We start from the raw sequence: 22,726 nt of genomic DNA on the forward strand, positions 1-22,726 counted from the left end.
CTCCTCAGCTGAGGGCGGGTTCGGGGTGGGCCGGCTCGTCGAGCGGTGCCGGTGGGCGGCCGAGCGCCGGGTCGGCGGCGCCGCGCCTGGCGTACCGGGCGAGCAGCACCCAGTTGGTGACGGCGAGGGTGCCCAGCAGCAGGCTGAACCCGATCAACGAGGTGAGCACCAGCGGCGCGCTGACCGGGGAGACGGCCTGCTCGGTGGGGAGCAGCCCGTACGCCACCCAGGGTTGGCGGCCGACCTCCCGGGAGATCCAGCCGAGGATCACCGCGACGAACGGCAGCGGCAGGGCGAGCAGGATCAGCCAGAGCGGGAAGCGCAGTCGGATGATCCAGTCCCGGAAGAGCAGGGGGAGCAGCAACCAGAGGCAGCCGAGGGTGAAGCCGATCAGGATCATGAAGCCCAACCCGACGCTGGCCAGCACCGGTGGGGTGTAGTCGCCGGGGCCGAACCGCGTGGTCCACTCGGCGATCAGCGCCTGGCTCTCCGGGCTGTCGCCGCCGAACTTGGTGGGCTGCACCGCCCCGACCGGGCCGAACTGGGCGAAACCGAAGCCCTGCACCAGGCTGATCGCCAGCGCCGAGGTGACCAGGCCGATCCGCAGCGAGGTGCGGAAGAGCGCAAAGTCGGGGGTACGCCGGATCAGGTGCCACGCGCTGACCGCCGCCATGAGCATCCCGCCGACGAGCAGCGCCGCCGAGACCACGTGCCCGAAGGCCATGCCGAGGCTGGGATTGGTGAGCAGTGCGCCGAAATCGGTGAGGTGGGCGATCCCGTCGCGGACTTCGTACCCGACCGGGTGCTGGAGCCAGGAGTTGGCCACCATGATCCAGAACGCCGAGGCGTACGCGGTGATCGCCACGCCCCAGAGCAACGCGAGGTGGACGCCTTTGCCGAGCCGGTGCCAGCCGAAGATCCACATCCCGAGGAACGTGGACTCCAGGAAGAACGCCACGAGCGTCTCGATGGCCAGCGGCGCGCCGAAGACGTTGCCGACGTAGCGCGACAGGCCACTCCAATTCAGCCCGAACTGGAACTCCATCACGATGCCGGTGGCGATGCCGAGCACGTAGTTGATCACGTAGAGCTGGCCCCAGTAGCGCGTCAGCCGCTCCCACTTCGGGTTGCCGGTGAGCACCCACGCGGTCTGCATGCCGACCAGCAGGGTGACCAGCCCGATCGTGACGACCACGAACAGGAAGTGGATCGAGGTGGTGGTGGCGAACTGCAGGCGGGCGAGGAGCAGCGTGTCCATGACCAGCCTCCGTAGGTTGGCTCCCTTGTCGTAGCCACCCTACACGTAGCATCACTACATGCCTGTCTACTACCTTATGTCGTAGATAACATTACTACGTAACGTAGTACCTAAGGATGATCGCGCGCGAACCTGGATGTGGTGGCCTCGCGGCCCCGGGATGCCCCTCGATCCTGGATCGAGTGCGATCTTGCGGGTGCGCTCACGCCGCGCAGCTCAGCGGGCGTCGGGGTGGCGCGGCAGCTCGCGTCGGGGTGGCGCGGCAGCTCAGGACAGGAAGAGCGTGACCGGGAGGGCGACAAGCGTGGTGGCGACCGCGAGGGCGGTGGCACCGAGCACCCGCGGCGGTCGGTCAGTGACCAGCAGGCGCTGCACCCGTACGTCGAGATCCCGGTCGCCCACGCCCAGCGCGCCGGCCGGGGTGATCCGGTGACCGGCGGCGGCGAATCGGCGCAGCGCTGCCGCCAGCGGCGCCTCGGCGTGCAGCTCGCGGGCCTTGTCGTCGGCGCGCATCTCGACCAGCAGGGCGACCCGCTCGTGCGCGTCGCGCACCCAGCCGAACCACGGCAGCGCCCGGCACAGCGCGGTGAACGGCAGCAACACCAGGTCGTGCCGCTCGTGGGCGTGCGCCCGCTCGTGGCTGAGCACCGCGGCCAGCTCGGCGCGGTCCAACAGGCTCAGGGTGCCGGCGCTGACCACCACCTGCGGCTTCACACCCGGCAGGCAGTACGCGGCGGCGCTCGGATGATCCAGCACAAGCGCACCCGGCGCGGCCGGATCGTTCCGGGCGACCAGGGAGAGCAGGTCCCGGTGGCGACGCTGGGCGCGCACGGTGCCGTGGATGCTGCGCACTGTCGTCGTGACCAGCACCGCCCCGATGCCGAAGCCCACCCCGACGCCGGCCAGGTGGAAGGTGCCCACTCCGATCGGCAGCGCGCCGTGGGCGAGGTCGTTGGCCAGGGCGAGCAGTGCGCTGCCGGTCGGCCGGTCGTACGCGCTCAACCCGAGCGCCATCGGCAGGCCCATCGCCGAGAGGCCCAGCGCCAGCCCGACGGCCTGCCAGCAGACGATCGCCACCCGAGGGCTACGCCACGTCCAGGTGGAGCGGGCCAACACCTGGGCGGTCAGATAGCAGGCGAGCATCGTGGCGGCGAAGTGCACGGCGTAGGCCATGGGGCGGGCCCTACCGCTCCGCTGCCTCGCCGGCGGGTCGTCGGCCCGCCGGCCCGTCGAGACGGTCGGTCAGCTGCGCACCGGCCGTGTCGTCGCTGGTGTCGCTGCTGGTCAGGCCGGCCTCGCTGCCCAGTGCCGCCCGCAGCACCTCGGCCTCGGTGCCGGTCACCGAGCGGGCGAACCGCACCAGCGCGGCGTCCCGGCTGCCGCCCAGGTCGAGGGCGTCGAGCATGAGCTGGGCGATGTGCGCCTCGCGGCTGGCCGCCGGCCGGTATCGCCAGGCCCGACCCTCCCGCTCCCGTTGCACCATGCCCTTGCCGGCGAGCCGGTCCAGCACGGTCATCACAGTCGTGTACGCCAGCTCGCGACCATCGAGGGCGTCGGCCACCTCGCGCACGGTCACACCATCCGACGTGCCGGGAACCACGTCCCACAGCACGTCCATCACCGCACGCTCAAGATCGCCCAGCCGAGTCACAAACCCAATCCTACCCCCGGTAGTAGGTCCCGAGGATCCCCGCCAGCCCCGTACTGCTCCGTCGATCATGAGGTAGTCGTGAATGACAAAGTGCTTGTATCACGCCAACCCGGGCACCATGACTCCAAGATCGACGAAGGCAGGCCGCCCGCCCTGCGCGATCTTGCGTTTGCTGTCGCGTGAGCTGACCCACCCGACGGACCCGGCCCAGGTCAGGTTTTCCGGGGGAGCCCGCCCACGCAGGGATCAAGCCTGACCGCCCGGAGTGGGCGGGCTCCCCCGGAAAACCAAAAGGCCGAGAACCGAATCACACCCCCTTGGGATGCCACACAGTCTTCGTCTCCAACAACGCGGTCATCGGCGCCAACCCCGGATCCCCGGTCCAGTCGTGATCGGCCGGGGCCGGTCGGAGCACCCGCTTGAGGTTCTCGGCCGCCTTGACCTCCAGGTCGGTGGCGAGCGCGGCGTCGGTGACCCCGGTCAGGTCGATCGCGTTGACGTCCATGTGCGCCGCCAACGTCGGCGCGGTCTCGGTGATCGCGCCGGTGAGGATGTTGACCACCCCTCCGGGCAGGTCGGAGGTGGCCAGCACCTCGGCCAGCGTCACCGCCGCCAGCGGCTCGGAGGGCGAGGCTGCCACCACCACGGTGTTGCCGCTGACGATCGCCGGGGCGATCACGCTGACCAGGCCGAGCAGCGCCGGGCGCTCCGGGGCGACCACCGCGACGACGCCGGTCGGCTCGGGTGCGGAGATGTTGAAGTACGGGCCGGCGACCGGGTTGGCGCCGCCGTACACCTGGGCGAGCTTGTCGGCCCAGCCGGCGTACCAGACCCAGCGGTCGACTGCGGCGTCCACCTCGTCGCCGGGGATACCCAGGGCGACGAACTGCTCGCGGCGGCCCTCCAGCATCTCGGCGGCCCGGTAGAGGATCTGACCCCGGTTGTACGCGGTCGCGCCGGCCCAGCCCTTGACGGCGGCGCGGGCGGCGACCACCGCGTCCCGGGCGTCCTTGCGGGAGGCCAGTGACACATTCGAGGACTGCACGAGATACGACCGTCCCGACTCGCTGCGCGGGAACTTCCCGCCGATGAAGAGCTTGTACGTCTTGCGTACCGCGACCCGCTCAGACATTGAGGTAGCCCTCCAGCCCGTGCCGGCCGCCCTCGCGACCGTAGCCCGACTCCTTGAACCCACCGAACGGCGACGTGGGGTCGAACTTGTTGAACGTGTTGGCCCAGACGACGCCGGCGCGCAGCCGGTCGGCCATCCACAGGATCCGGGAGCCCTTGTCGGTCCAGATCCCGGCCGACAGCCCGTACGGCGTGTTGTTGGCCTTCTCCACGGCCTCGGCCGGGGTGCGGAAGGTGAGCACCGACAGCACCGGGCCGAAGATCTCCTCGCGGGCGATCCGGTGTGCCTGGGTGACGCCGGTGAAGATGGTCGGCGCGAACCAGAAGCCCCGGTCGGGCAGGTCGCACGGGGGCGACCAGCGCTCGGCGCCCTCGGCCGAGCCAGCGTCGGACAGCTCTCGGATCCGCTCCAGCTGGGCGGCCGAGTTGATCGCGCCGACGTCGGTGTTCTTGTCCAGGGGGTCACCGACCCGTAGCTGGGCCATCCGCCGCTTCAGCGACTCCAGCACCCGGTCGGCCACGTTCTCCTGGACCAGCAGCCGGGACCCGGCACAGCAGACGTGCCCCTGGTTGAAGAAGATGCCGTTGACGATGCCCTCGACGGCCTGGTCGATGGGTGCGTCGTCGAAGACGATGTTGGCGGCCTTGCCGCCCAGCTCCAGGGTGAGCTTCTTGCGGGTGCCGGCGACGGACCGGGCGATGGCCCGGCCGACGTCGGTGGAGCCGGTGAAGGCGACCTTGTCCACGCCAGCGTGCTCGACAAGCGCGCGGCCGGTGTCGCCGGCGCCGGTGAGGATGTTGACCACACCGGCCGGCAGCTCGGCCTGCTGGCAGATCTCGGCGAAGAGCAGCGCGGTCAGCGGGGTGGTCTCGGCCGGCTTCAGCACCACCGTGTTGCCTGCGGCGAGCGCCGGGGCGATCTTCCAGGCCAGCATGAGCAGCGGGAAGTTCCACGGGATGACCTGCGCGGCCACCCCGATCGGCTGCGGCCTCGGGCCGAAGCCGGCGTGCTCCAGCTTGTCGGCCCAGCCCGCGTAGTAGAAGAAGTGCGCGGCGACAAGCGGCAGGTCGACGTCGCGGCTCTCCCGGATCGGCTTGCCGTTGTCAAGCGATTCCAGGACGGCCAGCTCACGGGAGCGCTCCTGGATGAGCCGGGCGATCCGGTACAGGTACTTCGCCCGGTCCCGGCCCGACATCGGACCCCAGACCTTGTCGTACGCCTTCCGGGCGGCGCGCACCGCGCGTTCCACGTCCTCGCTGCCGGCCTCGGCGATCTCGGCCAGCACCTCCTCGGAGGCAGGGTTGATCGACTTGAAGCTGCCACCGTCGGCAGGGTCGACGAACTTACCGTCGATGAACAGCCCGTACGAGGGTTTGAGGTCCACCACCGAGCGGGACTCGGGGGCGGGGGCATATTCGAACATCGGCTATCAGTCCAGGGTGAAGTAGTCGGGACCGGAGTAGGTGCCGGTCGTCAGCTTGGTGCGCTGCATCAGCAGGTCGTTGAGGAGGCTGGACGCGCCGAAGCGGAACCAGTCCGGGTCGAGCCAGTCCGGGCCGACGGTCTCGTTGACCATCACCAGGTACTTGATCGCGTCCTTGGTGGTCTTGATGCCACCGGCGGGCTTCACGCCCACCTGCCGCCCGGTCGCCTCGCGGAAGTCGCGGACCGCTTCCAGCATCACCAGCGTCACCGGCATCGTCGCCGCGACCGGGACCTTGCCGGTGGAGGTCTTGATGAAGTCGCCGCCAGCCAGCATCGCCAGCCACGAAGCCCGCCGAACGTTGTCGTAGGTGGCCAGCTCGCCGGTCTCCAGGATCACCTTCAGGTGGGCGTCCCCGCTGGCTTCCTTGGTGGCCACGATCTCGTCGTAGACCTCCTTGTACCGCCCGGCCAGGAAGGCGCCCCGGTTGATCACCATGTCGATCTCGTCGGCGCCGGCCGCGACAGCGGCCCGGGTGTCGGCCAGCTTGATCTCCAGCGGTGCCTGGCCCGACGGGAACGCGGTCGCCACGCTGGCCAGGTGCACGGCACTTCCGCGCAGCACCTCGGCCACGTACGGGACCATCGCCGGGTAGACGCAGACCGCGCCGACGTGCGGGCAGGAGGGGTCGGCCGGGTCGGGACGCAGCGCCTTCGCGGCGAGCGCGCGCACCTTGCCCGGGGTATCCGCCCCTTCCAGGGTGGTCAGGTCGACCATCCGGATCGCCAGGTCGATGGCCTGGGCCTTTGCGGTGGTCTTGATGGAGCGGGTGCTGAGCTGTGCCGCCCGCTGCTCCGCGCCGACCTGGTCCACGCCGGGCAGGCCGTGCAGGAAGGTCCGCAGAGCGGTCTCGGATCGTCCCAGCTCGGAGAGGTCCGACCGGGCCGACGTCGTTGTCGCCGTCATGCCGAGAAGTCTACGCACCGAACCGCTGAGTGATCTTGCTCACGAGCGCTCGATGCCGCGTCGGCGTGAGCGTCGTCCCTGGTCCGACCGCACCCGCACCGCCGCGCGCCGCGGACCGGTAGGTTGAGCGATCGTGGATGTACACGTCATTGACCACCCGCTGGCCCAGTCCAGGCTGACCGCCATGCGGGACGAGCGCACCGATTCCTCGACGTTCCGGGCCGCGCTGCACGAACTGACCACCATGCTGGTGTACGAGGCGGCGCGCTCCTTCCCCGTCGAGCGGTACCCGGTGCAGACGCCGGTCACCGGCACCGAGGGCACCCGGCTGGCCAACCCGCCGCTGCTCGTCCCGGTGCTGCGTGCCGGGCTGGGCATGGCGGACGCCGCGCTGGGCCTGCTGCCCGAGTCCTCGATGGGCTTCGTGGGCCTGGCCCGCGACGAGGCGACCTACGAGCCCCGCGCGTACATGGAGTCGCTGCCGCGCGACCTGGCCGGGCTGCCGGTGCTGGTGCTCGACCCGATGCTGGCCACCGGTGGATCGCTGGAGCACTGCTGCCGGCTGCTGGCCGACCGTGGCTGCACCGACATCACCGTGCTCTGTGTGCTCGCCGCCCCGGTCGGCATCGAGCGGCTGAAGCGCTCCGGCCTGCCGTTGCGCCTGGTCACGGCCTCGATCGACGACGGGCTCAACGACCACAAGTTCATCGTCCCCGGGCTCGGCGACGCCGGTGACCGCCAGTTCGGCGGCATGCCCCGGTTCTGAGCGTGACCCGGTCGGTGCCGGGTCCGGCGGGTCCGTGCGCGCTGGTGCGCGGACCCGCTACCGTCTCCGGCCATGACTGGTGTTGCGCTCGCCGAGGAGTTGCTGCTCCTCGCCTACGACGATTCGACCGGCAAGGCGACCATGCCGCGGATCAGCCTGGACCTGGGTATGGCCGCCGCAGTGCTGGTCGAGTTGGCCCTGGCCGGTCGGATCGCGTACGCCGACGGGTCCTTGACCGTGGTCGACCCGACGCCCATCGGCGAGCCGTTCAGCGACGAGGTCCTCGACCGGATCGCCGCCGACACCCCGCACACCCCGGCGTCCTGGGTGCAGCGCCTACGGCACGGTCTGCGCGACCGGATCCTCGCCGACCTGTGCCGGCAGGGCGTCGTCCGGGACGTCGACGAGACCGAGCTGGGCTTCATCCACGTGCACCGTTACCCGGTCGTGGACTCCTCCGTCGAGGCGGAGACCCGGCAGCGGCTGGCCGAGGCGCTGACAGGCGCGGCAGCCCCGGACGAGCGGACCGCCGCGCTGGCCACCCTGGTCGTGGTGCTCCGGATGGAGTCCGCGCTCGGGGTGAGCGGCGAGACCGCCGCCGACGCCCGCCGCCGGTTGCAGGAGATCGCCACCGGCGCCGGGTTCTCCGGCGAGGTGAGCACCGAGGACTCGGTGGTTCGCCCGTCGGTCGGCCTGGTCGTCGCCGCCCTGGCCCGGGCAGTCGACCAGGCCCTCGGCCCGCGCCGCTGACCGTCGGGTCGACCCCGCTTGGCAGACCCTTTGCTCTGCACCCGCCCGTGCGCCACTGGCCGACAGCCGAGTGGCGCATCCACGGGTGCAGAGCAAAGGATGGGTTTGTTGTGGGTGGGTGCTGCGGGGTTCAGACGCCCAGGGCAGCGCTGACCTCGGCGCGGAGCCTGTCGACGGCCGACGCCGCCCGGCTGCGGGCCGTGTGGACGTCACCGTCCACGACCGGCTCCACCACCTCGAGGTACGCCTTGAGCTTCGGCTCGGTCCCGGACGGGCGGATCACCACCCGGGCCGCTGCGGTGCGCAGGATCACCACGTCCGACTCGGGCAGCAGATCCTTGACGCTGTCCACCGGCTGCCCGAGCAGGGCGGTCGGGGTGGCCGCCCGGATCCGGGCCATCGCGTCGGCGATGACGCGCAGGTCGTCCACCCGGACGGAGAGCTGGTCGGTGTGGTGCACGCCGAACTCGGCGGCCAATTCGTCCAGCCGGTCGGTCAGCGTGCGGCCCTGCGTCTTGAGGCCGGCGGCCAGCTCGGCCACGGTCAGCGCGGCGGTGATGCCGTCCTTGTCCCGAACGTGTTCCGGGGCGACGCAGTAGCCGAGCGCCTCCTCGTAGCCGAAGACCAGCGGCGCGCTCCCGCCGCCGGCCCGCACGATCCACTTGAAGCCGGTAAGCGTTTCGTCGTAGGGCAGGCCCCGGGCCGCGCACATCGCCCGCAGTAGTGACGACGACACGATTGTGGTGGCGTAGAGCCCGGTCACCCCCCGGCGCATCAGGTGGTCGGCGAGCAGCACGCCCACCTCGTCGCCGCGCAGCATCCGCCAGCCGTCCCGGTCGTCGCGGACGACCACCGCGCAACGGTCGGCGTCCGGGTCGTTGGCAATGGCGAGGTCCGCGCCGGTGGAGTCGGCCAGGGCGATCAGCCGGTCCACCGCCCCCGGCTCCTCCGGGTTGGGGAACGACACGGTGGGGAACGCCGGGTCCGGCTCGGCCTGGTCCGGCACCACACCGGGAGTCGGGAAACCAGCGCGAGCGAAGGCGGCGGTGAGCACCGCAGCGCCCACCCCATGCAGTGGCGTGTACGCCACCGTCAGGTCCCGTGGCCCGTCCGGGTCGATCACCGCGGTGGCCCGTTCGACGTACGCGGCGACCAGGTCGTCGCCGAGCACCTGACCGGGTGCGCCCAGCGGCACCTGGGCCAGCGGCCCGACCGATCGGATTGCCGCCTCGATGCCGGCGTCGGCTGGCGGCACGATCTGCGCGCCGGCACCCAACTCGCCGCCCAGCTCCGCGCCGAGGTAGACCTTGTAGCCGTTGTCCTGCGGCGGGTTGTGGCTGGCCGTGACCATCACTCCGGCGACACCGCCGAGGTGGCGCACCGCGTACGCCAGCACCGGGGTGGGCAGTGGGCGGGGCAGCAGCAGCGCCGGGCGGCCAGCCCCGGTGGCCACCTGGGCGGTGCGCTCGGCGAACTGCCGGGAGCCGTGCCGGGCGTCGTACCCGATCACCAGCGGGCCGGTGCCACCCTGGGCCGCGAGCCAGGTGACCAGGCCGGCAGCGGCCTGGGTGACCACGGCGAGGTTCATGCCGTTCGGGCCGGCGCGCAGCGGGCCGCGCAGGCCCGCCGTGCCGAAGGTCAGCGGGCCGGCGAACCGGTCGGCCAGCTCCGGGGCGCTCGCCGGCAGCCCGTCGAGCACCGCCGTCAGCTCGTCCCGGCTGACCGGGTCGGGGTCGTCGGCCAACCAGCGCCGAGCTTGCTCGCGAATGTCGTCAATGTCAGTGGTGTCCGCCGCCATGCCCCTTGATAGCACGGCGACGGATCACGCCTGTGGGTTCCCTCCGGCTCAGCCGTTCCCGGTGAGCTGGAACGTCCGCACCATCTCGTCGTAGATCGGCTTGCTCTCCGCGAACTTGGCGTCCGTGGCGGTGAGGTAGAACGAGTACGCCTTGCCGTCCTGCGCCACGCCCTGCCAGACGCCGTGCCGCATGACGTCACCCTCGCCGCAGGTGTACTCGAATTCGGCGGCCGGCTTGCTGGCCAGCTCGGTCTCCGTGGAGGAGATCTGGTTGTACGGCTTGACGCAGGAGGTGGTCCGGGTCTTGAGACCGTTCTGCGCCGTCTCCGCCCACCGGACGGAGCTGCTGGACCACTTCTCGGTGATGATGCGCACCTTGCGGCCGCTGTCCGCCGGGTCGATGTAGTCGGTGTACGAGCCGCCGGTGGCCTTCTTCCAGCCCTTCGGCACCATGACCTGGATCCCGCGGGCCGTGTGCTCCTGCATCTCGACGGTGGGAGCCGCCGGGGTGGCGGACGTGGTGGGCTGCGCCGCCGGGGTGTTCGGCGGGGTGTCCTCGCCGCCGGAGAGCGCCACCACGGTGAGCAACAGCACGACGACCAACCCGCCGGCCGCGGCGAGCTGCACCTTGCGCGGCCAGCCCTTGATCGTGGTGACGAGCTGACCTCCGGTGGCCCGGACCTTGTCCAGAGCGCCGCCGCCGGAAGCGGCGGGCGTGGCGGCCCAGGGCTGGCCGGTGCCCGGCACCGACCACTGGTTGCCGCCGCCGTAGGTGCCGCCGATGCGCTGGGTGGCCTCCGGTGCGCCGCCGTACCCGACCTGCTGGGTGGCGTCGGCCGGGCTGCCGTAGCTGACCCGCTGGGTGGCGTCGGGGTGCCCGCCGGCGTCCACCCGCTGGGTGGCGTCCGCGTTGCCGCCGTAGGTGTGCCCGGCGGCCGGTCGGCCGGGGGCCGGCATCGCGCCGGTGGGCGTGTGCAGCGGACCGGCCAACGCGTCGGCGCTGGTCTCGTCGAGCCCGCCGGTCGCGCCGGCCGCCGATGGGCGCTCGCCCCGGCGCAGCGCGGCCAGTCGGTCGGTCAGGGACTCACCGGGGGCCAGCATCGCCGGGCCGCCGATCTGGCTGTCCGGCTTCGGCTCCGGCTGGGCCGGCGGGAGGACGGGGATCGGGCGCTGCTGCACCGGCACCACGGCGTACGGGTCGGTGACCGAGTGGACGGCCGTCGCCGTGCTGCCCAGCGGGCCGGCGAGCAGCTCGCGCAGCATGGCCCGGGAGGTGTGCACGTCCAGGCGGCGTGCTGGGTCCTTCTCCAGCAGACCCATCAGCACCCGGGTCAGCGGGCCGCTGCGCTGCGGCGGGGCGGGCGGGTCCTCGACGACGGCGTGCATGGTCTCGATCGGGTCGCCCTTGTCGAACGGCGGACGCCCCTCGACCGCTGTGTAGAGCGTCACACCCAGCGAGAAGAGGTCGCTCGGCGGGCCGAACTCCTGGCCCATGGCCCGCTCGGGCGAGATGAAGTGCGGTGAGCCGAGCACCATGCCGGGGGTGGTGAGCTGCACGTCGGTGGGCATCCGAGCGACACCGAAGTCGGTCAGCACGCAGCGCCCGTCGGAGCAGATCAGCACGTTGGCGGGTTTGACGTCGCGGTGCAGCACGCCGATCGCGTGCGCGACCTCCAGCGCGCCGAGCAGCGCGATGCCGATCTTGGCAACGGCGCGGGGGGCGACCGGCCCGTCCTCGATCACCATGTCGGCGAGGCTGCGGGCGTCCAGCAGCTCCATCACGATCCACGGTCGGCCGGCCTCGGTGACCACGTCGTACACCTGCACCACGGCGGGGTGCTGGATGGCGGCGGCGGCGCGGGCCTCGCGCAGGGTGCGTTCGTACATGGCGTCACGGTCGCTGGGGGCCAGCCCCGGGGGCAGGACGACCTCCTTCACCGCCACGTCGCGGCGCAGCAGGGTGTCTGTGGCGCGCCACACCGTGCCCATGCCGCCGTTGCCCACCGAGGACCGCAGCGAGTACCGGCCACCAATTGTGGTGCCGGGCGCCGCTCGTCCGTTGGCGGGACCAACTTGTCCGCCGCTCCAGGTCGGGATCTGAGTCACAGAAAAGCCACCGGGGGAAATCGAGGGGGGCTGGGACACAACCCCCCTATCTTGCTGGTTCCGACGCCCGATGCGAAAGCCGACGCGACGGGCGATTAGCGAAGTCGACAGAACGTGCCCTGTCGTTCACCTCCTGTCGACGGGTCGGGACGCACTGTGCGGTATCCCTCACGCGGCGATGTAGCTGGGCGTCTTACCATCCGGGGATGAACCAACGGCGGTCAAGCGAGTCCGGTTTCCCGATCAACGGCGTCTACACGGAGGCCGACCTTCCGGAGGACCTGGACTCCCGGCTCGGCAGCCCTGGCGAGTTCCCGTACACCCGGGGTGTCTACCCCACCATGTACACCTCCCGCCCGTGGACCATGCGCCAGTACGCCGGCTTCGGCACTGCCACCGAGTCCAACGCGCGCTACCACCAGCTGTTGCGGGCCGGCACGATGGGCCTCTCGGTCGCCTTCGACCTGCCGACCCAGATGGGCTACGACTCGGACGAGCCGATCGCGCACGGTGAGGTCGGCAAGGTGGGCGTCGCGATCGACTCCATCGAGGACATGCGGCTGCTCTTCGCCGACATCCCGCTGGACAAGGTCTCCACCTCGATGACCATCAACGCGCCCGGCTCGGTGCTGCTGCTGCTCTACCAACTCGTCGCCGAGGAGAACGGGGTGCCCGGCGCGGCGCTCAACGGCACCATCCAGAACGACATCCTCAAGGAGTACATCGCCCGGGGGACGTACATCTTCCCGCCGAAGCCGTCGCTGCGCCTGGTGGCCGACACGTTCGCGTACTGCCGCAAGGAGGTGCCGAAGTGGAACACCATCTCCATCTCCGGCTACCACATGGCGGAGGCCGGCGCGACGCCCGCGCAGGAGATCGCGTTCACCCTGGCCAACGGCGTGGAGTACGTACGCGCGGCGCTGGCCGCCGGGCTCGCCGTCGACGACTTCGCCCCCCGGCTGTCGTTCTTCTTCGTGGCCCGCACCACCTTGCTGGAGGAGGTGGCGAAGTTCCGCGCCGCCCGGCGGATCTGGGCCCGGCTGATGCGTGACGACTTCGGCGCCAAGGATCCAAAGTCGATGATGCTGCGGTTCCACACCCAGACGGCTGGCGTGCAGCTCACCGCACAGCAGCCGGAGGTGAACCTGGTTCGGGTGGCGGTGCAGGGGTTGGGTGCGGTGCTCGGCGGCACCCAGTCGCTGCACACCAACAGCTTCGACGAGGCGATCGCGCTGCCCACCGAGAAGGCCGCCCGACTCGCGCTGCGTACCCAGCAGGTGCTGGCGTACGAGACGGACCTGACCGCCACCGTCGACCCGTTCGCCGGGTCGTACGTGGTGGAGGCGATGACCGCCGAGATCGAGGCTGCCGCCATCGAGTTGATGGAGCGGGTGGCCGACCACGGCTCGGCGGTGGACGCGATCGAGGCCGGCTTCCAGAAGCGGGAGATCGAGCAGTCCGCGTACCGGATCGCCCAGGAGATCGACTCGGGGGAACGGGTGGTGGTCGGGCTCAACCGGTTCACCGTGGACGAGGAGGAGCCGTACGAGCCGTTGCGGGTCGACCCGACGATCGAGGCGGCCCAGGCCGACCGGCTGGCTCGGCTGCGCTCCGAGCGGGACGCCGACGCCGTGGCGCGAGCGCTCGCCGATCTGCGGGCTGCCGCCGACGGCACGGACAACGTGCTGTACCCGATGAAGGAGGCGCTGCGGGCCCGGGCGACCGTGGGTGAGGTCTGCGGGACGCTGCGCGAGGTGTGGGGGTTGTACCGGCCCACCGATCGCTTCTGACCGTCCGGCCGCGACTGTTCCCCGGTCGCGGTGTGTCCACCGGGCTCAGCGGGTACCCCGTCGGTTGAGCCTGGACGCACACCGTGTGCGCCCATGGTGTGAGCGTGCGTGTGAGCGTCCTTATCCGGCTGGTTGCGGAGTGTGGTCGGCTAATTGTCGGAGTGTCAGTTCGCCACCCCGACTAATGCGACAATTTGCAACAGGGCTCCGAGTGGCGCCGGGATTCGTGACCGCCGCGTTCGGTTACGCGTTGTAGGAGGTGAGGGGCTAATGGCGGCGTTCGACCGTGATCTACCTGCTGTCCCTCACCTTGACGAGCGTCCTCAGCAGGGCATACGTGACTCTGTGCGGTCTGACCATTACCGGAACGAGGTTGCGCAGCGTCACCGTCGGAGGTCTAGGCTGTCTGCTGTCCCCGATGATCCATCCATTTCTAGTGATCGAGAATTCGACGTGACGAGTGCGTTGACGCTGCCTTCGGGCGGCCAGCTGGCGTCGTCCTGGCCGGAGACGCCCCCCGGATCCCAGCCTCTGCCCCGCGAACTGGACCACCTTCTCGCGCTCCGGGTACCGGGGCTGATCGCTACGCGCCGTCACCTCCATTCGCACCCCGAGCTCTCCGGCAACGAGTTCGAGACGGCCGCGCTGATCGCCCGGGAACTGTCGCTGGCCGGGCTGAACCCGCGCCTGCTGCCCAAGGGCAACGGCGTGATCTGCGACGTCAACGGCGTCCCGGACGGCCCGGTCGTGGCGCTGCGCGCCGACATCGACGCCCTGCCGCTCGACGACCCCAAGGACGTCCCCTACCGGTCGACCGTGGAGGGCGTCTGCCACGCCTGCGGGCACGACGTGCACACCTCGATCCTGCTCGGCGTCGGCATGCTGCTGGCCCAGCTCGCCGACCTCGGTGAGCTGAACGGCCGGGTCCGGCTCATCTTCCAGCCCGCCGAGGAGATCCTGCCCTGCGGTTCGCTGGAGGTCATCGAGGCCGGCGGCCTGGACGACGTGGTGCAGATCTTCGCGCTGCACTGCGACCCGAACCTGCCGGTGGGCCAGGTCGGCCTGCGGGTCGGTCCGATCACCGCGGCCGCCGACAACGTGACCGTCCGACTCTCCGGCCCGGGCGGGCACACCGCCCGCCCGCACCTGACCGTCGACATGGTCGACGCGCTCGGTCGGCTGATCACCGAGGTGCCCGCCCTGGTGAGCCGCCGGGTGCCGGCCAACAGTGGCCTGCTGCTGGTCTTCGGCCACGCCTCGGCCGGCACCCGTTACAACGTCATCCCGTCCGAGGCGAGCGCCTCCGGCACCCTGCGGGTGATGGACCGCGACACGTGGGAGCAGGCTCCCAAGATCGTCGCTCAGGTCGTCCGGGACGTGATCGCACCGACCGGTGCCACGGTCGACCTGGAATACCTGCGCGGCCGACCGCCGGTGTGCAACGACTCCCGCGCCATCCAGGTGCTGACCGCCGCCACCGCCGCAGCGCTCGGCCCGCAGGGGATCGCCGAGACGCCGCAGAGCATGGGCGGCGAGGACTTCTCCTGGTATCTGGAGTACGTCCCCGGCGCCCTCGCCCGGCTCGGCGTGGGTCGGTCCGGCCCCAACGTCGACCTGCACCGCGCAAGCTTCGACGTGGACGAGCGGGCCATCCCGGTCGGCGTCCGCGTCATGGTGCAGACCGCGCTGCGGGCACTTGCGGCGGCGCGCTGACCGGCGCGACCAGCGCCGGGGTCTTGCGCCGTCGGCGCAGCAACACCAGGAGCACCCCCAGCGGTACGCCGAACGCCACCAGCCACGGCAGCAGTGCGCCCAGCACCGTGAGCAGGACGGTCAACGAGACCACGAACGCCTTCCAGCCGCCCTTGAGCCCGGCCAGGAAGCCGGTCTCGGCCTTCTCCTCGGTGACCTTCGCCGCCGGCCCGGCCAGCGACACGGTGATCGTGGACAGGGCGGTCAGGTCGGCCAGTCGCCGCTTCTTGGCTTCCAGCGACGCCAGGTCGGCCTCCCGGCGACCCAGCTCGTTCTCCAACGACACCAGGTCGGTGATCGAGGTGGCGCGGGCCAGCAGTCGGCGGGCACTCTCCACCCTGGCCCGCTGACTGATGATCCGCGCGTCCAGGTCGACGATCGCCTCGGTGGCGTCCTCGGTGCTGATCTCCCGGCGCTGCTGGCGGCCGAGCTTCGCGATCTCGTCGACCACACCGGTGAACTTCGCCGCCGGCACCCGCAGCTGCAGCTCCGCCACCGCATCGGCCTGGGCGCTGCGCCGCTGGTCACCTCCGACGAAGCCACCGGCTCGGGTGACAATTGCGATGACCTCGCGGGCCGCGGTGTCCACATCGTTCACCTGCACCCGCATGGTTCCGGTGTAGATGATCGCCCGCTGATCGATCCTCAGATCCGGTGCCGCGGCGCCGCCCTCCTGAGCTGGCCCGGCCTTGCCGTCCTGCGGCGCCCCGGCTCCGGCCGCCTCGGGGGCTCCCCCCAACAGGCCCTCCCGGTCCGCACCGTTCGCAGGGGCCTCGGCCGCCGAGCCAGCGGCGTCCTTCGACCCGCTGTCTCCGGCCCCGCACCCGGTCAGCACCAGCGTCGCCGCCAGTGCTGTCGCCGCCAGCAGCGCACTGCGGCGTCGTCCCACCTGTCCGTCCATCCCCGCTCCCATCGTCGTCAACCGGTGTAGCGATAGCTCGGACGCGACGCACACGTCAGCCGGTTCCGGCAGACTGCGCTGAGGACGTCACGATTCGATAATCGAGGAGTCACGATGCGGCTCACCAAGTACGCCCACTCCTGCCTCCGGGTGGAACACGACGGGGGAGTGCTCGTCGTCGACCCCGGGGTGTTCAGCGACGCCGCGGCCGCGCTGGACGGTGCGGACGCGGTGCTGATCACGCACGAACACCCCGACCACCTCGACCTGGCCGCGGTGCGCCACCAACTCGACCGAGCGCCGTTCTCGATCCACGGGCCCGCCTCGCTCGCCGACGCCCTGGGCGACACGGCCGACGTGCTGCACCCGGTCAGCGCCGGTGAGTCGTTCACCGCCGCCGGGGTCGCCGTGCGCGCGTACGGGGGGCGGCACGCGGTGATCCATCCCGACATCCCGGTGATCGACAATCTCGGTTACCTGATCAACGACGTGGTCTATCACCCAGGGGACTCCCTGGTGGTGCCCGCCGAGACACCAGTCGACACGCTCTTCGCGCCGATCCACGCCCCCTGGTCGAAGTTCTCCGAGGTGGTCGACTTCATCCGCGCGGTCGCGCCGCGGCGCGCGTACGCCCTGCACGACGCGTTGCTCAACGACAACGGGCTGGGCGTGCTCGACCGGCAGTACACCGCGCTGTCCGGCACCGAATACCAGCGGCTGGAGCCCGGTAGCCGGGTGGACGTCTGACCCCGATGCCCGGCCTCTCCGCAGAGCTGGTGCAGCAGCTCTACCGCACCCCACCGGACCGGTTCGTGGCCGCCCGGGACGCCGCTGTGGCCGAGGCCCGCCGCGCCGGCGACCCGACCACCGCACGACAACTGGCCGGGCTGCGTCGCCCGACGGTGGCTGCCTGGCTGGTGAACCTGCTCGCCATCCGACGACCGGAGCTGGTCGCCGATCTGGTGCAGCTCGCCGACGCCCTACGTGCCGCCCAGCGGGAGCTGCGCGGGCCCCGACTACGGGAGCTGTCCGCGCAGCGCCGGGCGGTGGTCGGCGCACTGGTCGCCGAGGTCCGCAAGCTCGCCGCAGCAGAGCCGGACGCGCCACCGGCGAGCCGGCTGCCGCTGGCCGAGGTGGAGGCGACCCTGAACGCGGCGTTCTCCGACGTCGAGGTCGCCGAGCAGGTGCGGGCGGGTCGGCTGCTGCGGGCCGCCAGCTACGCCGGCTTCGGCGAGGTGCCCCGGCCGCAACTGCGGCTGGTCACCGGCGACGACGACAAGCGCGAGCAGGAGCGCCCAGCCCGCCGGCCCGCAGCCCAGCGGGGCCGCCCCGAGGCGGCGCCCCGCACGGACCGGGCGGCGGAGCGCGCCGAGCAGGCTGCGCAGCGGGCGGCCCGAGCCGAGCGGGCCCGGCAGCGCCGCGCCATGGTCCGGGAGTTGGCGAAGGCACAGGCCGACCAGGAGCGCGCCGAGGCGGAGCTGACCGAGGCGGCCGGGCAGGAGCGCGAGGGTGTGGCGGTACTCGATGGCCTGGAGGCTGAGCTGGCCGAGCTGGAGCGGCGGCGCGCGGTCGCCGAGCAGGATCTCAGCCGGGCCAAGCTCGCTCGGCGTGCCGCCGAGCGGGCGGTCACCGTGGCTCGGCGGCGCGCGGGTGAGGTCGAGGCGGCGGTCGAGGCACTGGCGGCCGAAGAGGGGAATGCGGACGCGGGCGGTGGCGCGGCAGACTGACCATCGATGGACGACGACGAGTGTGCGGGCCGGCTACGGCGGGTGACCCCGGGTCGGGGCGTGGTCGGTGGGTCGGGTTGCGCGAGGCGGGCATCACGGTGACTCCGGAGCAGATCGCTGCTGCCAGCAAGCCCGTCGTGCTCGACCTGGGCGACGCCTTCAGCCGGGATCCGACCACATTGCGTCGGGCCCGACTGCTCGGCATCTCCGGCTGGGCGTTCTACATCAGTGGCCGGGCCGGCGCGCTCGGCGACGTGCGGGCCGAGACGGCCGCCGCCGCCCTCGGGTTCATCGCCCCGGACGCGGTCGCCGACGGTTGGGACGCTGCCGCTCGGGTCGTCCCGCCGTTCGAGGTGGCCGCCGCGAGCCTGGCCGAATGCTGCCGGTGGGGGGCGCAGCAGCTCGGTCCCCTGCCCGGCACCGAGCGTCTGTCGATGCTCGTGGAGCGGGCCGTGGGGGCGGCGGAAGCCAGCGGGATGCCGCTCTTCGCCGCGTGGCGGGCCATGCCGCTTCCGGATCTCTCGCCGGGGGCCCGCAGCGCCGCCGGGCTGCGGCTGCTCCGGGAACACTTCACAGGTGCCTACCTGCTGGCGGTACGCGCCGCCGGGATGACTCCGCTGGAGGCCGTGCTGGCCGGACCGGAGGGCGAGGCCGGGGCGGTGGCCTGCGGCTGGCCGCCGCCATATCCGCCGATCGGCCCGCTGGTGCGCCGCCGACTCTGGGCGGAGGCGGTGACCAATCGGCTGACCGCGCCGGCGTTCACGGCCCTCGGCCCCGCCGACGGTGCCGAGTTGGTGGAGCTGCTGCACCGCACCCGGGTCGAGCTGGTCTGAGCATCCCGTCGACGATCGGTGGCCCGGTGTGTGATTGCCGACCCCGGTCGGGCCCGACCGGGGATCCGGTCGACAGCGGTAGCAGACTGGTGGCGTGCGAAACGCGCTGCTACGCCGACGCGGTGCCGGTGGGGCGGGCCCGCAGCTCGGTGACGTAGTCGTCCGGAGCGCCCGCCTTCTCGGCGGCGTTCGCGATCTCGGAGAGATACCACGAGGTCGGCAGGCCACCCTCGTACCCGTTGAAGACGTAGATCCACGCGGTCACGTCGCCGTCGAGGGTGGAGACCCGCACGTGCAGCTTGCGGTACGTGCCGGCGGTCACCCCCTCGAGCTCGTCGAGCTGGCCCGCGTCGTACGGGTGGATGTCGTAGAGCGCCACGAAGACCCGGTCGCCGGGCGACTCGACGAGGGTGCTCACCGCGCCCTCCCAGCCGATCACGTCCGCGCCGGCGAAGGTCAGCCGCCAGCCCTCCAGCCAGCCGGTGCCCACCATCGGGGAATGCGGACAGTAGGCGCGCATTCGGGCGGGGTCGAGATTTGAGCCGTAGGCGGCGTGATGACGCACGGCGATGACGATAGCCCGGCTGACGGGTGGGGGAGAATACGACTGTGCGTGTCGAATGCGCCGGGGAGAAGAAAGTCACTGTGAGCATGGACGAAGGGCGAACGCTGTGAGCCGGATCGTGATCATCGGCGGGGGGCCGGCCGGGTACGAGGCGGCACTGGTCGCCGCCCAGCTGGACGCTGATGTCACCGTGGTGGAGGCCGACGGTGCGGGTGGGGCCTGCGTGCTCTCCGACTGCGTACCCTCTAAGACCTTCATCGCCAGCTCGGGGGTGGTCACCGGCTACCGCGACACCGAGGAGTTCGGGGTGCACTCGGACGGCCTGGAGGCGGTCACCGTCGACGCGCGAGCGGTGCACGAGCGGGTGAAGCGGCTGGCCCTGGCGCAGTCCGCGGACATCCACGCCAAGCTGCTCAAGGCGGGGGTCACCTTCGTGGCCGGCACCGCCCGGCTCGGCGAGGACTCCCTCGGGCACACCCACCGGGTCGTCGTCACCCCCGCCGACGGTGGGGAGGAATACTCGATCGACGCGTCCACCGTGCTGGTGGCCACCGGCTCCACACCCCGACAGTTGCCCACCGCTCTACCGGACGGTGAGCGCATCCTGACCTGGCGACAGGTGTACGACCTGCCGGAGCTGCCCGAGCACCTGATCGTGGTCGGTTCCGGCGTGACCGGCGCGGAGTTCGCCAGCGCGTACCTGGCGATGGGCGTGCAGGTGACCCTGGTCTCCAGCCGGGACCGGGTGATGCCACACGAGGACGCCGACGCCGCGTCCGCCATCGAGCGGGTGTTCCGCAACCGGGGCATGGAGATCCTCAACAACTCCCGGGCCGACGCGGTCCGGCGCACCGCCGACGGCGTCGAGGTGGAGCTCTCCGACGGCCGTAAGGTGACCGGCTCGCACGCGCTGATCACTGTCGGTTCGATCCCGAACACGGCCAACCTGGGTCTGGTCGAGTACGGGGTGGAGCTGGGCCGGGGCGGCTACCTGACTGTCGACCGGGCATCCCGGACCAACGTGCCCGGCATCTACGCCGCCGGCGACTGCACCGGCGTGCTGCTGCTGGCCAGTGTCGCCGCGATGCAGGGCCGGATCGCCATGTGGCACGCGCTCGGCGAGGCGGTCCGCCCGCTGCGGCTGCGTACCGTCGCGGCGAACGTCTTCACCGACCCGGAGCTGGCCACCGTGGGTGTCTCGCAGGACGAGGTGGACGCGGGCAAGGTCCCGGCCCGGCAGGTGATGCTGCCGCTGGCCGGCAACGCCCGAGCCAAGATGGACGACCTCTCCGACGGTTTCGTGAAGCTGTTCTGCCGGCCCGCCAGCGGTCAGGTGATCGGCGGTGTGGTGGTCGCGCCGAAGGCCAGCGAGCTGATCCTGCCGATCACCATGGCGGTGGAGAACAACCTCACCGTCAACGAGCTGGCCCAGACCATCACCATCTACCCGAGTCTCTCCGGCTCCATCACCGAGGCAGCCCGCCAGCTCATGCTCCACGAGCTGGAGTAACCGGTTTTCTCGACCGTTCGGCGGGTCTGGAGCACCGCTACCGTGGTCAGGACCCCGACCTCGGTGAGGATCAGTAGGCGTTCGGCTAGGCCGAGCAGGAAGCGATCGCCGGGGTAGGCGGACCAGACCATCGCCGCCGCCAAGGCGAGACTGAGCAGGACGAGGGTGCGTAGCGTGCGGGCGGCGGGGGCCAGGTCGGGTCGGCGGGCGAGCAGCCACCCGCCGACCGGCAACGCCAGGAAGGCGACCACCGACGCGTACCGGTGCAGGTAGGCGGCGGTCGTCATGGCGGTGCCCGGCTCGTTCGTCGGCACCACGGCGGCCAGCAGCAGGCCGGCCACCCAGGCGCCGAGCAGCAGTTCGGCCGTCCCGACCCGGTGCGGTCGGGGTCGGCCGGCGCGGCGCAGTCCGTACAGCAGCGCCACGGTGGCGAGCGCGAGCACCACCATGGCGACATCGATGACGCCGCCCCGGTCGGAGACCGCGAAATCGCTGATGGTCAACGTCAATGGGCTGAGGTCGTCGTTGACTCCGACGTGGCCGATCACGGTGAGCAGCGCCGCCAGGGCGATCCCGCCGAGGGCCAGCAGGCCGGTACTCCGGGTTCCAGGCATACCTCAGCCTGTCGCCGCAGGCACCCGAGCCGAATCCGGGACAGCCACCGAGTTAACCCCCCGGAACAACCCCTAAGCCCCGCGATCTTGCACTTTCGGACGCCGTTTCGCGTGGTTCACACCAAATGCGGCGACAGAAAGTGCAAGATCGCGCGGGTGTGGGCAGGTCGAGCGACACTCAGTCGATGGGGACGTCTACTGCGGCGGCGGCGGCGCGGGCGTGCCGGGCGCTCAACATGGTCATGGCCCAGCCGGCTGCGGCGAAGCCGGCCGCCGCGGCGGTGGCGATGATGGCCAGCCGCCACGCCGACTCGGTCAGGGCGGTGCCGCCCAGGTGCCCGACCAGCGCGCCGTAGCTGGCCCAACCCAGCGCGGCGACGGCCTCGTAGAGCACGAACAGGCGGTACGGGTAGCGGCTGCGGCCGGCCGAGAAGCAGGCCGCCATCCGGCCGCCGGGCACGAACCGGCAGAGCAGGATGACCAGCGGCCCCGGTTGCCGCAGCCCCTGGGTGACCCGGCTGGCCACCCGGCGGGCGCGGCTCAGCTCGGCGTGCCGCGGTGGCCGGCGGTCCGGTGCGCTGCGCCCGAGCAGGTAGCAGGCCAGGTCGCCGACGAACACGCCGAGCGTGCCGACGGCGATGGTGGCCGGCAGGCTGAGCCCGCCGTAGACGGTGAGCGCGCCACTGGTGATCATGACGAGCTGGGTGGGGATCACCGGGACGAAGGCGTCCGCGATCAGCAGAGCAAGCAGCAAAAAGTACGCCCACGTCGGCGACGCGACGTCAGTCAGAAGTTCGGGCACGCCTGCCACCTCGCCGGATGCGGCCGATTGTGTCTTGAGCCTGCCGTCGTGTCCGGCGTCACGGTGGACGGCCCCGGCCTGTCGTGACCGTCGACACGACTGGGCCACCCAGCTACAACGAGGCTGATCGCTGCCGGGTGACGGGTTCGGTGGCAGCCCCACCCGTTCCAGGCGGGCGGCGGATCGGCGTTCGTCGGCGTACCGTTGTCGGCGCGGCCACGCCCGTCGGGTCCCCCGTTCCTGACGATTCGGCCGCCAGGGCCGCCGGCGGGTCCCGCGCCGGCGGCCCACCCCTCCGCCGTAAATCCGGGTGCATCTTCGACTGCCCGGTGGGTACGGTCGCGGCATGCGCAGAGCGGTAGTGGTGACCACGACGCCGGGT

General features: G+C 71.6%; 20 protein-coding genes. 8 read left to right on the top strand and 12 right to left on the bottom strand.

Features of this window, described 5'->3' with window-relative positions:
- Positions 1-4: 4 nt before the first annotated feature.
- From IF46_RS0102760 to deoC, 6 genes are all read right to left on the bottom strand, one after another.
- Positions 5-1,258 carry a cytochrome ubiquinol oxidase subunit I gene (locus tag IF46_RS0102760; RefSeq protein WP_030486654.1) on the bottom strand — a complete coding sequence of 418 codons (1,254 nt, stop codon included), beginning with the start codon at positions 1,256-1,258 and terminating at the stop codon, positions 5-7.
- A 267-nt stretch (positions 1,259-1,525) separates the two neighbouring features.
- Entirely contained in the window at positions 1,526-2,431 is a 906-nt protein-coding gene (locus tag IF46_RS0102765; RefSeq protein WP_030486655.1) for a M56 family metallopeptidase, read from the bottom strand.
- Between the two features lie 10 nt (positions 2,432-2,441).
- Positions 2,442-2,909, bottom strand: coding sequence for a BlaI/MecI/CopY family transcriptional regulator (locus tag IF46_RS0102770; RefSeq protein ID WP_030486656.1), 468 nt, complete (start codon positions 2,907-2,909; stop codon positions 2,442-2,444).
- 307 nt (positions 2,910-3,216) lie between these two features.
- Positions 3,217-4,041 (bottom strand): aldehyde dehydrogenase family protein, encoded by an 825-nt coding sequence (locus tag IF46_RS0102775; protein ID WP_030486657.1) that lies wholly within the window; start codon positions 4,039-4,041, stop codon positions 3,217-3,219.
- Positions 4,034-5,464 (bottom strand): aldehyde dehydrogenase family protein, encoded by a 1,431-nt coding sequence (locus IF46_RS0102780; RefSeq protein WP_030486658.1) that lies wholly within the window; start codon positions 5,462-5,464, stop codon positions 4,034-4,036. The genes IF46_RS0102775 and IF46_RS0102780 overlap by 8 nt, the downstream gene beginning before the upstream one ends.
- A gap of 6 nt (positions 5,465-5,470) precedes the next feature.
- Positions 5,471-6,430: a deoxyribose-phosphate aldolase gene (gene deoC / locus IF46_RS0102785; protein ID WP_030486659.1), complete on the bottom strand. Its 960-nt coding sequence runs from the start codon at positions 6,428-6,430 to the stop codon at positions 5,471-5,473.
- A gap of 133 nt (positions 6,431-6,563) precedes the next feature.
- On the opposite strand from deoC, the gene upp reads away from it, so the two are divergent.
- Both upp and IF46_RS0102795 read left to right on the top strand, forming a co-directional pair.
- Positions 6,564-7,196, top strand: a complete 633-nt coding sequence (gene upp / locus IF46_RS0102790; protein WP_030486660.1) for a uracil phosphoribosyltransferase — start codon at positions 6,564-6,566, stop codon at positions 7,194-7,196.
- A 72-nt stretch (positions 7,197-7,268) separates the two neighbouring features.
- Positions 7,269-7,946, top strand: coding sequence for a GOLPH3/VPS74 family protein (locus tag IF46_RS0102795; protein WP_030486661.1), 678 nt, complete (start codon positions 7,269-7,271; stop codon positions 7,944-7,946).
- Between the two features lie 130 nt (positions 7,947-8,076).
- Here the strand turns inward: IF46_RS0102795 and IF46_RS0102800 are convergent, their stop codons facing one another.
- Together IF46_RS0102800 and IF46_RS0102805 are read right to left on the bottom strand one after the other, a co-directional pair.
- On the bottom strand, positions 8,077-9,744 hold the full coding sequence (locus tag IF46_RS0102800; protein WP_030486662.1) for a phospho-sugar mutase: 1,668 nt from the start codon (positions 9,742-9,744) through the stop codon (positions 8,077-8,079).
- Positions 9,745-9,792: 48 nt separating this feature from the next.
- Positions 9,793-11,850 (bottom strand): serine/threonine-protein kinase, encoded by a 2,058-nt coding sequence (locus tag IF46_RS0102805; protein WP_030486663.1) that lies wholly within the window; start codon positions 11,848-11,850, stop codon positions 9,793-9,795.
- Between the two features lie 206 nt (positions 11,851-12,056).
- On the opposite strand from IF46_RS0102805, the gene IF46_RS0102810 reads away from it, so the two are divergent.
- Positions 12,057-13,640, top strand: coding sequence for an acyl-CoA mutase large subunit family protein (locus tag IF46_RS0102810; RefSeq protein ID WP_030486664.1), 1,584 nt, complete (start codon positions 12,057-12,059; stop codon positions 13,638-13,640).
- Positions 13,641-14,093: 453 nt separating this feature from the next.
- Positions 14,094-15,353, top strand: a complete 1,260-nt coding sequence (locus IF46_RS0102820; protein WP_030486665.1) for an amidohydrolase — start codon at positions 14,094-14,096, stop codon at positions 15,351-15,353.
- Here IF46_RS0102820 and IF46_RS0102825 read toward each other — a convergent pair.
- The gene (locus IF46_RS0102825; protein ID WP_084597727.1) at positions 15,310-16,314 is read right to left on the bottom strand and encodes a DUF4349 domain-containing protein; all 1,005 of its coding nucleotides are present in this window, start codon (positions 16,312-16,314) and stop codon (positions 15,310-15,312) included. The two genes, IF46_RS0102820 and IF46_RS0102825, sit on opposite strands and share 44 nt — an antisense overlap.
- Positions 16,315-16,407: 93 nt before the next feature.
- Between IF46_RS0102825 and IF46_RS0102830 the strand changes: the two genes are divergently transcribed.
- From IF46_RS0102830 to IF46_RS0102840, 3 genes are all read left to right on the top strand, one after another.
- Positions 16,408-17,040, top strand: a complete 633-nt coding sequence (locus IF46_RS0102830) for an MBL fold metallo-hydrolase (RefSeq protein ID WP_030486667.1) — start codon at positions 16,408-16,410, stop codon at positions 17,038-17,040.
- Positions 17,041-17,045: 5 nt separating this feature from the next.
- Positions 17,046-18,020 (top strand): hypothetical protein, encoded by a 975-nt coding sequence (locus IF46_RS0102835; RefSeq protein WP_030486668.1) that lies wholly within the window; start codon positions 17,046-17,048, stop codon positions 18,018-18,020.
- Positions 18,021-18,118: 98 nt separating this feature from the next.
- Entirely contained in the window at positions 18,119-18,853 is a 735-nt protein-coding gene (locus IF46_RS0102840) for an SCO6745 family protein (protein ID WP_030486669.1), read from the top strand.
- 109 nt (positions 18,854-18,962) lie between these two features.
- Here the strand turns inward: IF46_RS0102840 and IF46_RS0102845 are convergent, their stop codons facing one another.
- Positions 18,963-19,418: a gamma-glutamylcyclotransferase gene (locus tag IF46_RS0102845; RefSeq protein ID WP_030486670.1), complete on the bottom strand. Its 456-nt coding sequence runs from the start codon at positions 19,416-19,418 to the stop codon at positions 18,963-18,965.
- 106 nt (positions 19,419-19,524) lie between these two features.
- Between IF46_RS0102845 and IF46_RS0102850 the strand changes: the two genes are divergently transcribed.
- Positions 19,525-20,928 (top strand): NAD(P)H-quinone dehydrogenase, encoded by a 1,404-nt coding sequence (locus IF46_RS0102850; protein ID WP_030486671.1) that lies wholly within the window; start codon positions 19,525-19,527, stop codon positions 20,926-20,928.
- Here IF46_RS0102850 and IF46_RS0102855 read toward each other — a convergent pair.
- Together IF46_RS0102855 and IF46_RS0102860 are read right to left on the bottom strand one after the other, a co-directional pair.
- The gene (locus tag IF46_RS0102855) at positions 20,862-21,542 is read right to left on the bottom strand and encodes a DUF998 domain-containing protein (protein ID WP_084597728.1); all 681 of its coding nucleotides are present in this window, start codon (positions 21,540-21,542) and stop codon (positions 20,862-20,864) included. The two genes, IF46_RS0102850 and IF46_RS0102855, sit on opposite strands and share 67 nt — an antisense overlap.
- A 178-nt stretch (positions 21,543-21,720) precedes the next feature.
- Positions 21,721-22,344 carry a DedA family protein gene (locus IF46_RS0102860; protein WP_030486673.1) on the bottom strand — a complete coding sequence of 208 codons (624 nt, stop codon included), beginning with the start codon at positions 22,342-22,344 and terminating at the stop codon, positions 21,721-21,723.
- Between the last annotated feature and the right edge of the window lie 382 nt (positions 22,345-22,726).

This window comes from Micromonospora chokoriensis, assembly GCF_000718555.1.
GTDB lineage: Bacteria > Actinomycetota > Actinomycetes > Mycobacteriales > Micromonosporaceae > Micromonospora > Micromonospora chokoriensis_B.

Coding starts and splice junctions, on each gene's coding strand:
- IF46_RS0102855 (WP_084597728.1), bottom strand. CDS start 21,542: ATGCCTGGAACCCGGAGTACCGGCCTGCTGGCCCTCGGCGGGATCGCC.
- IF46_RS0102800 (WP_030486662.1), bottom strand. CDS start 9,744: ATGGCGGCGGACACCACTGACATTGACGACATTCGCGAGCAAGCTCGG.
- IF46_RS0102760 (WP_030486654.1), bottom strand. CDS start 1,258: ATGGACACGCTGCTCCTCGCCCGCCTGCAGTTCGCCACCACCACCTCG.
- deoC (WP_030486659.1), bottom strand. CDS start 6,430: ATGACGGCGACAACGACGTCGGCCCGGTCGGACCTCTCCGAGCTGGGA.
- IF46_RS0102780 (WP_030486658.1), bottom strand. CDS start 5,464: ATGTTCGAATATGCCCCCGCCCCCGAGTCCCGCTCGGTGGTGGACCTC.
- IF46_RS0102765 (WP_030486655.1), bottom strand. CDS start 2,431: ATGGCCTACGCCGTGCACTTCGCCGCCACGATGCTCGCCTGCTATCTG.
- IF46_RS0102835 (WP_030486668.1), top strand. CDS start 17,046: ATGCCCGGCCTCTCCGCAGAGCTGGTGCAGCAGCTCTACCGCACCCCA.
- IF46_RS0102795 (WP_030486661.1), top strand. CDS start 7,269: ATGACTGGTGTTGCGCTCGCCGAGGAGTTGCTGCTCCTCGCCTACGAC.
- IF46_RS0102830 (WP_030486667.1), top strand. CDS start 16,408: ATGCGGCTCACCAAGTACGCCCACTCCTGCCTCCGGGTGGAACACGAC.
- IF46_RS0102775 (WP_030486657.1), bottom strand. CDS start 4,041: ATGTCTGAGCGGGTCGCGGTACGCAAGACGTACAAGCTCTTCATCGGC.
- IF46_RS0102810 (WP_030486664.1), top strand. CDS start 12,057: ATGAACCAACGGCGGTCAAGCGAGTCCGGTTTCCCGATCAACGGCGTC.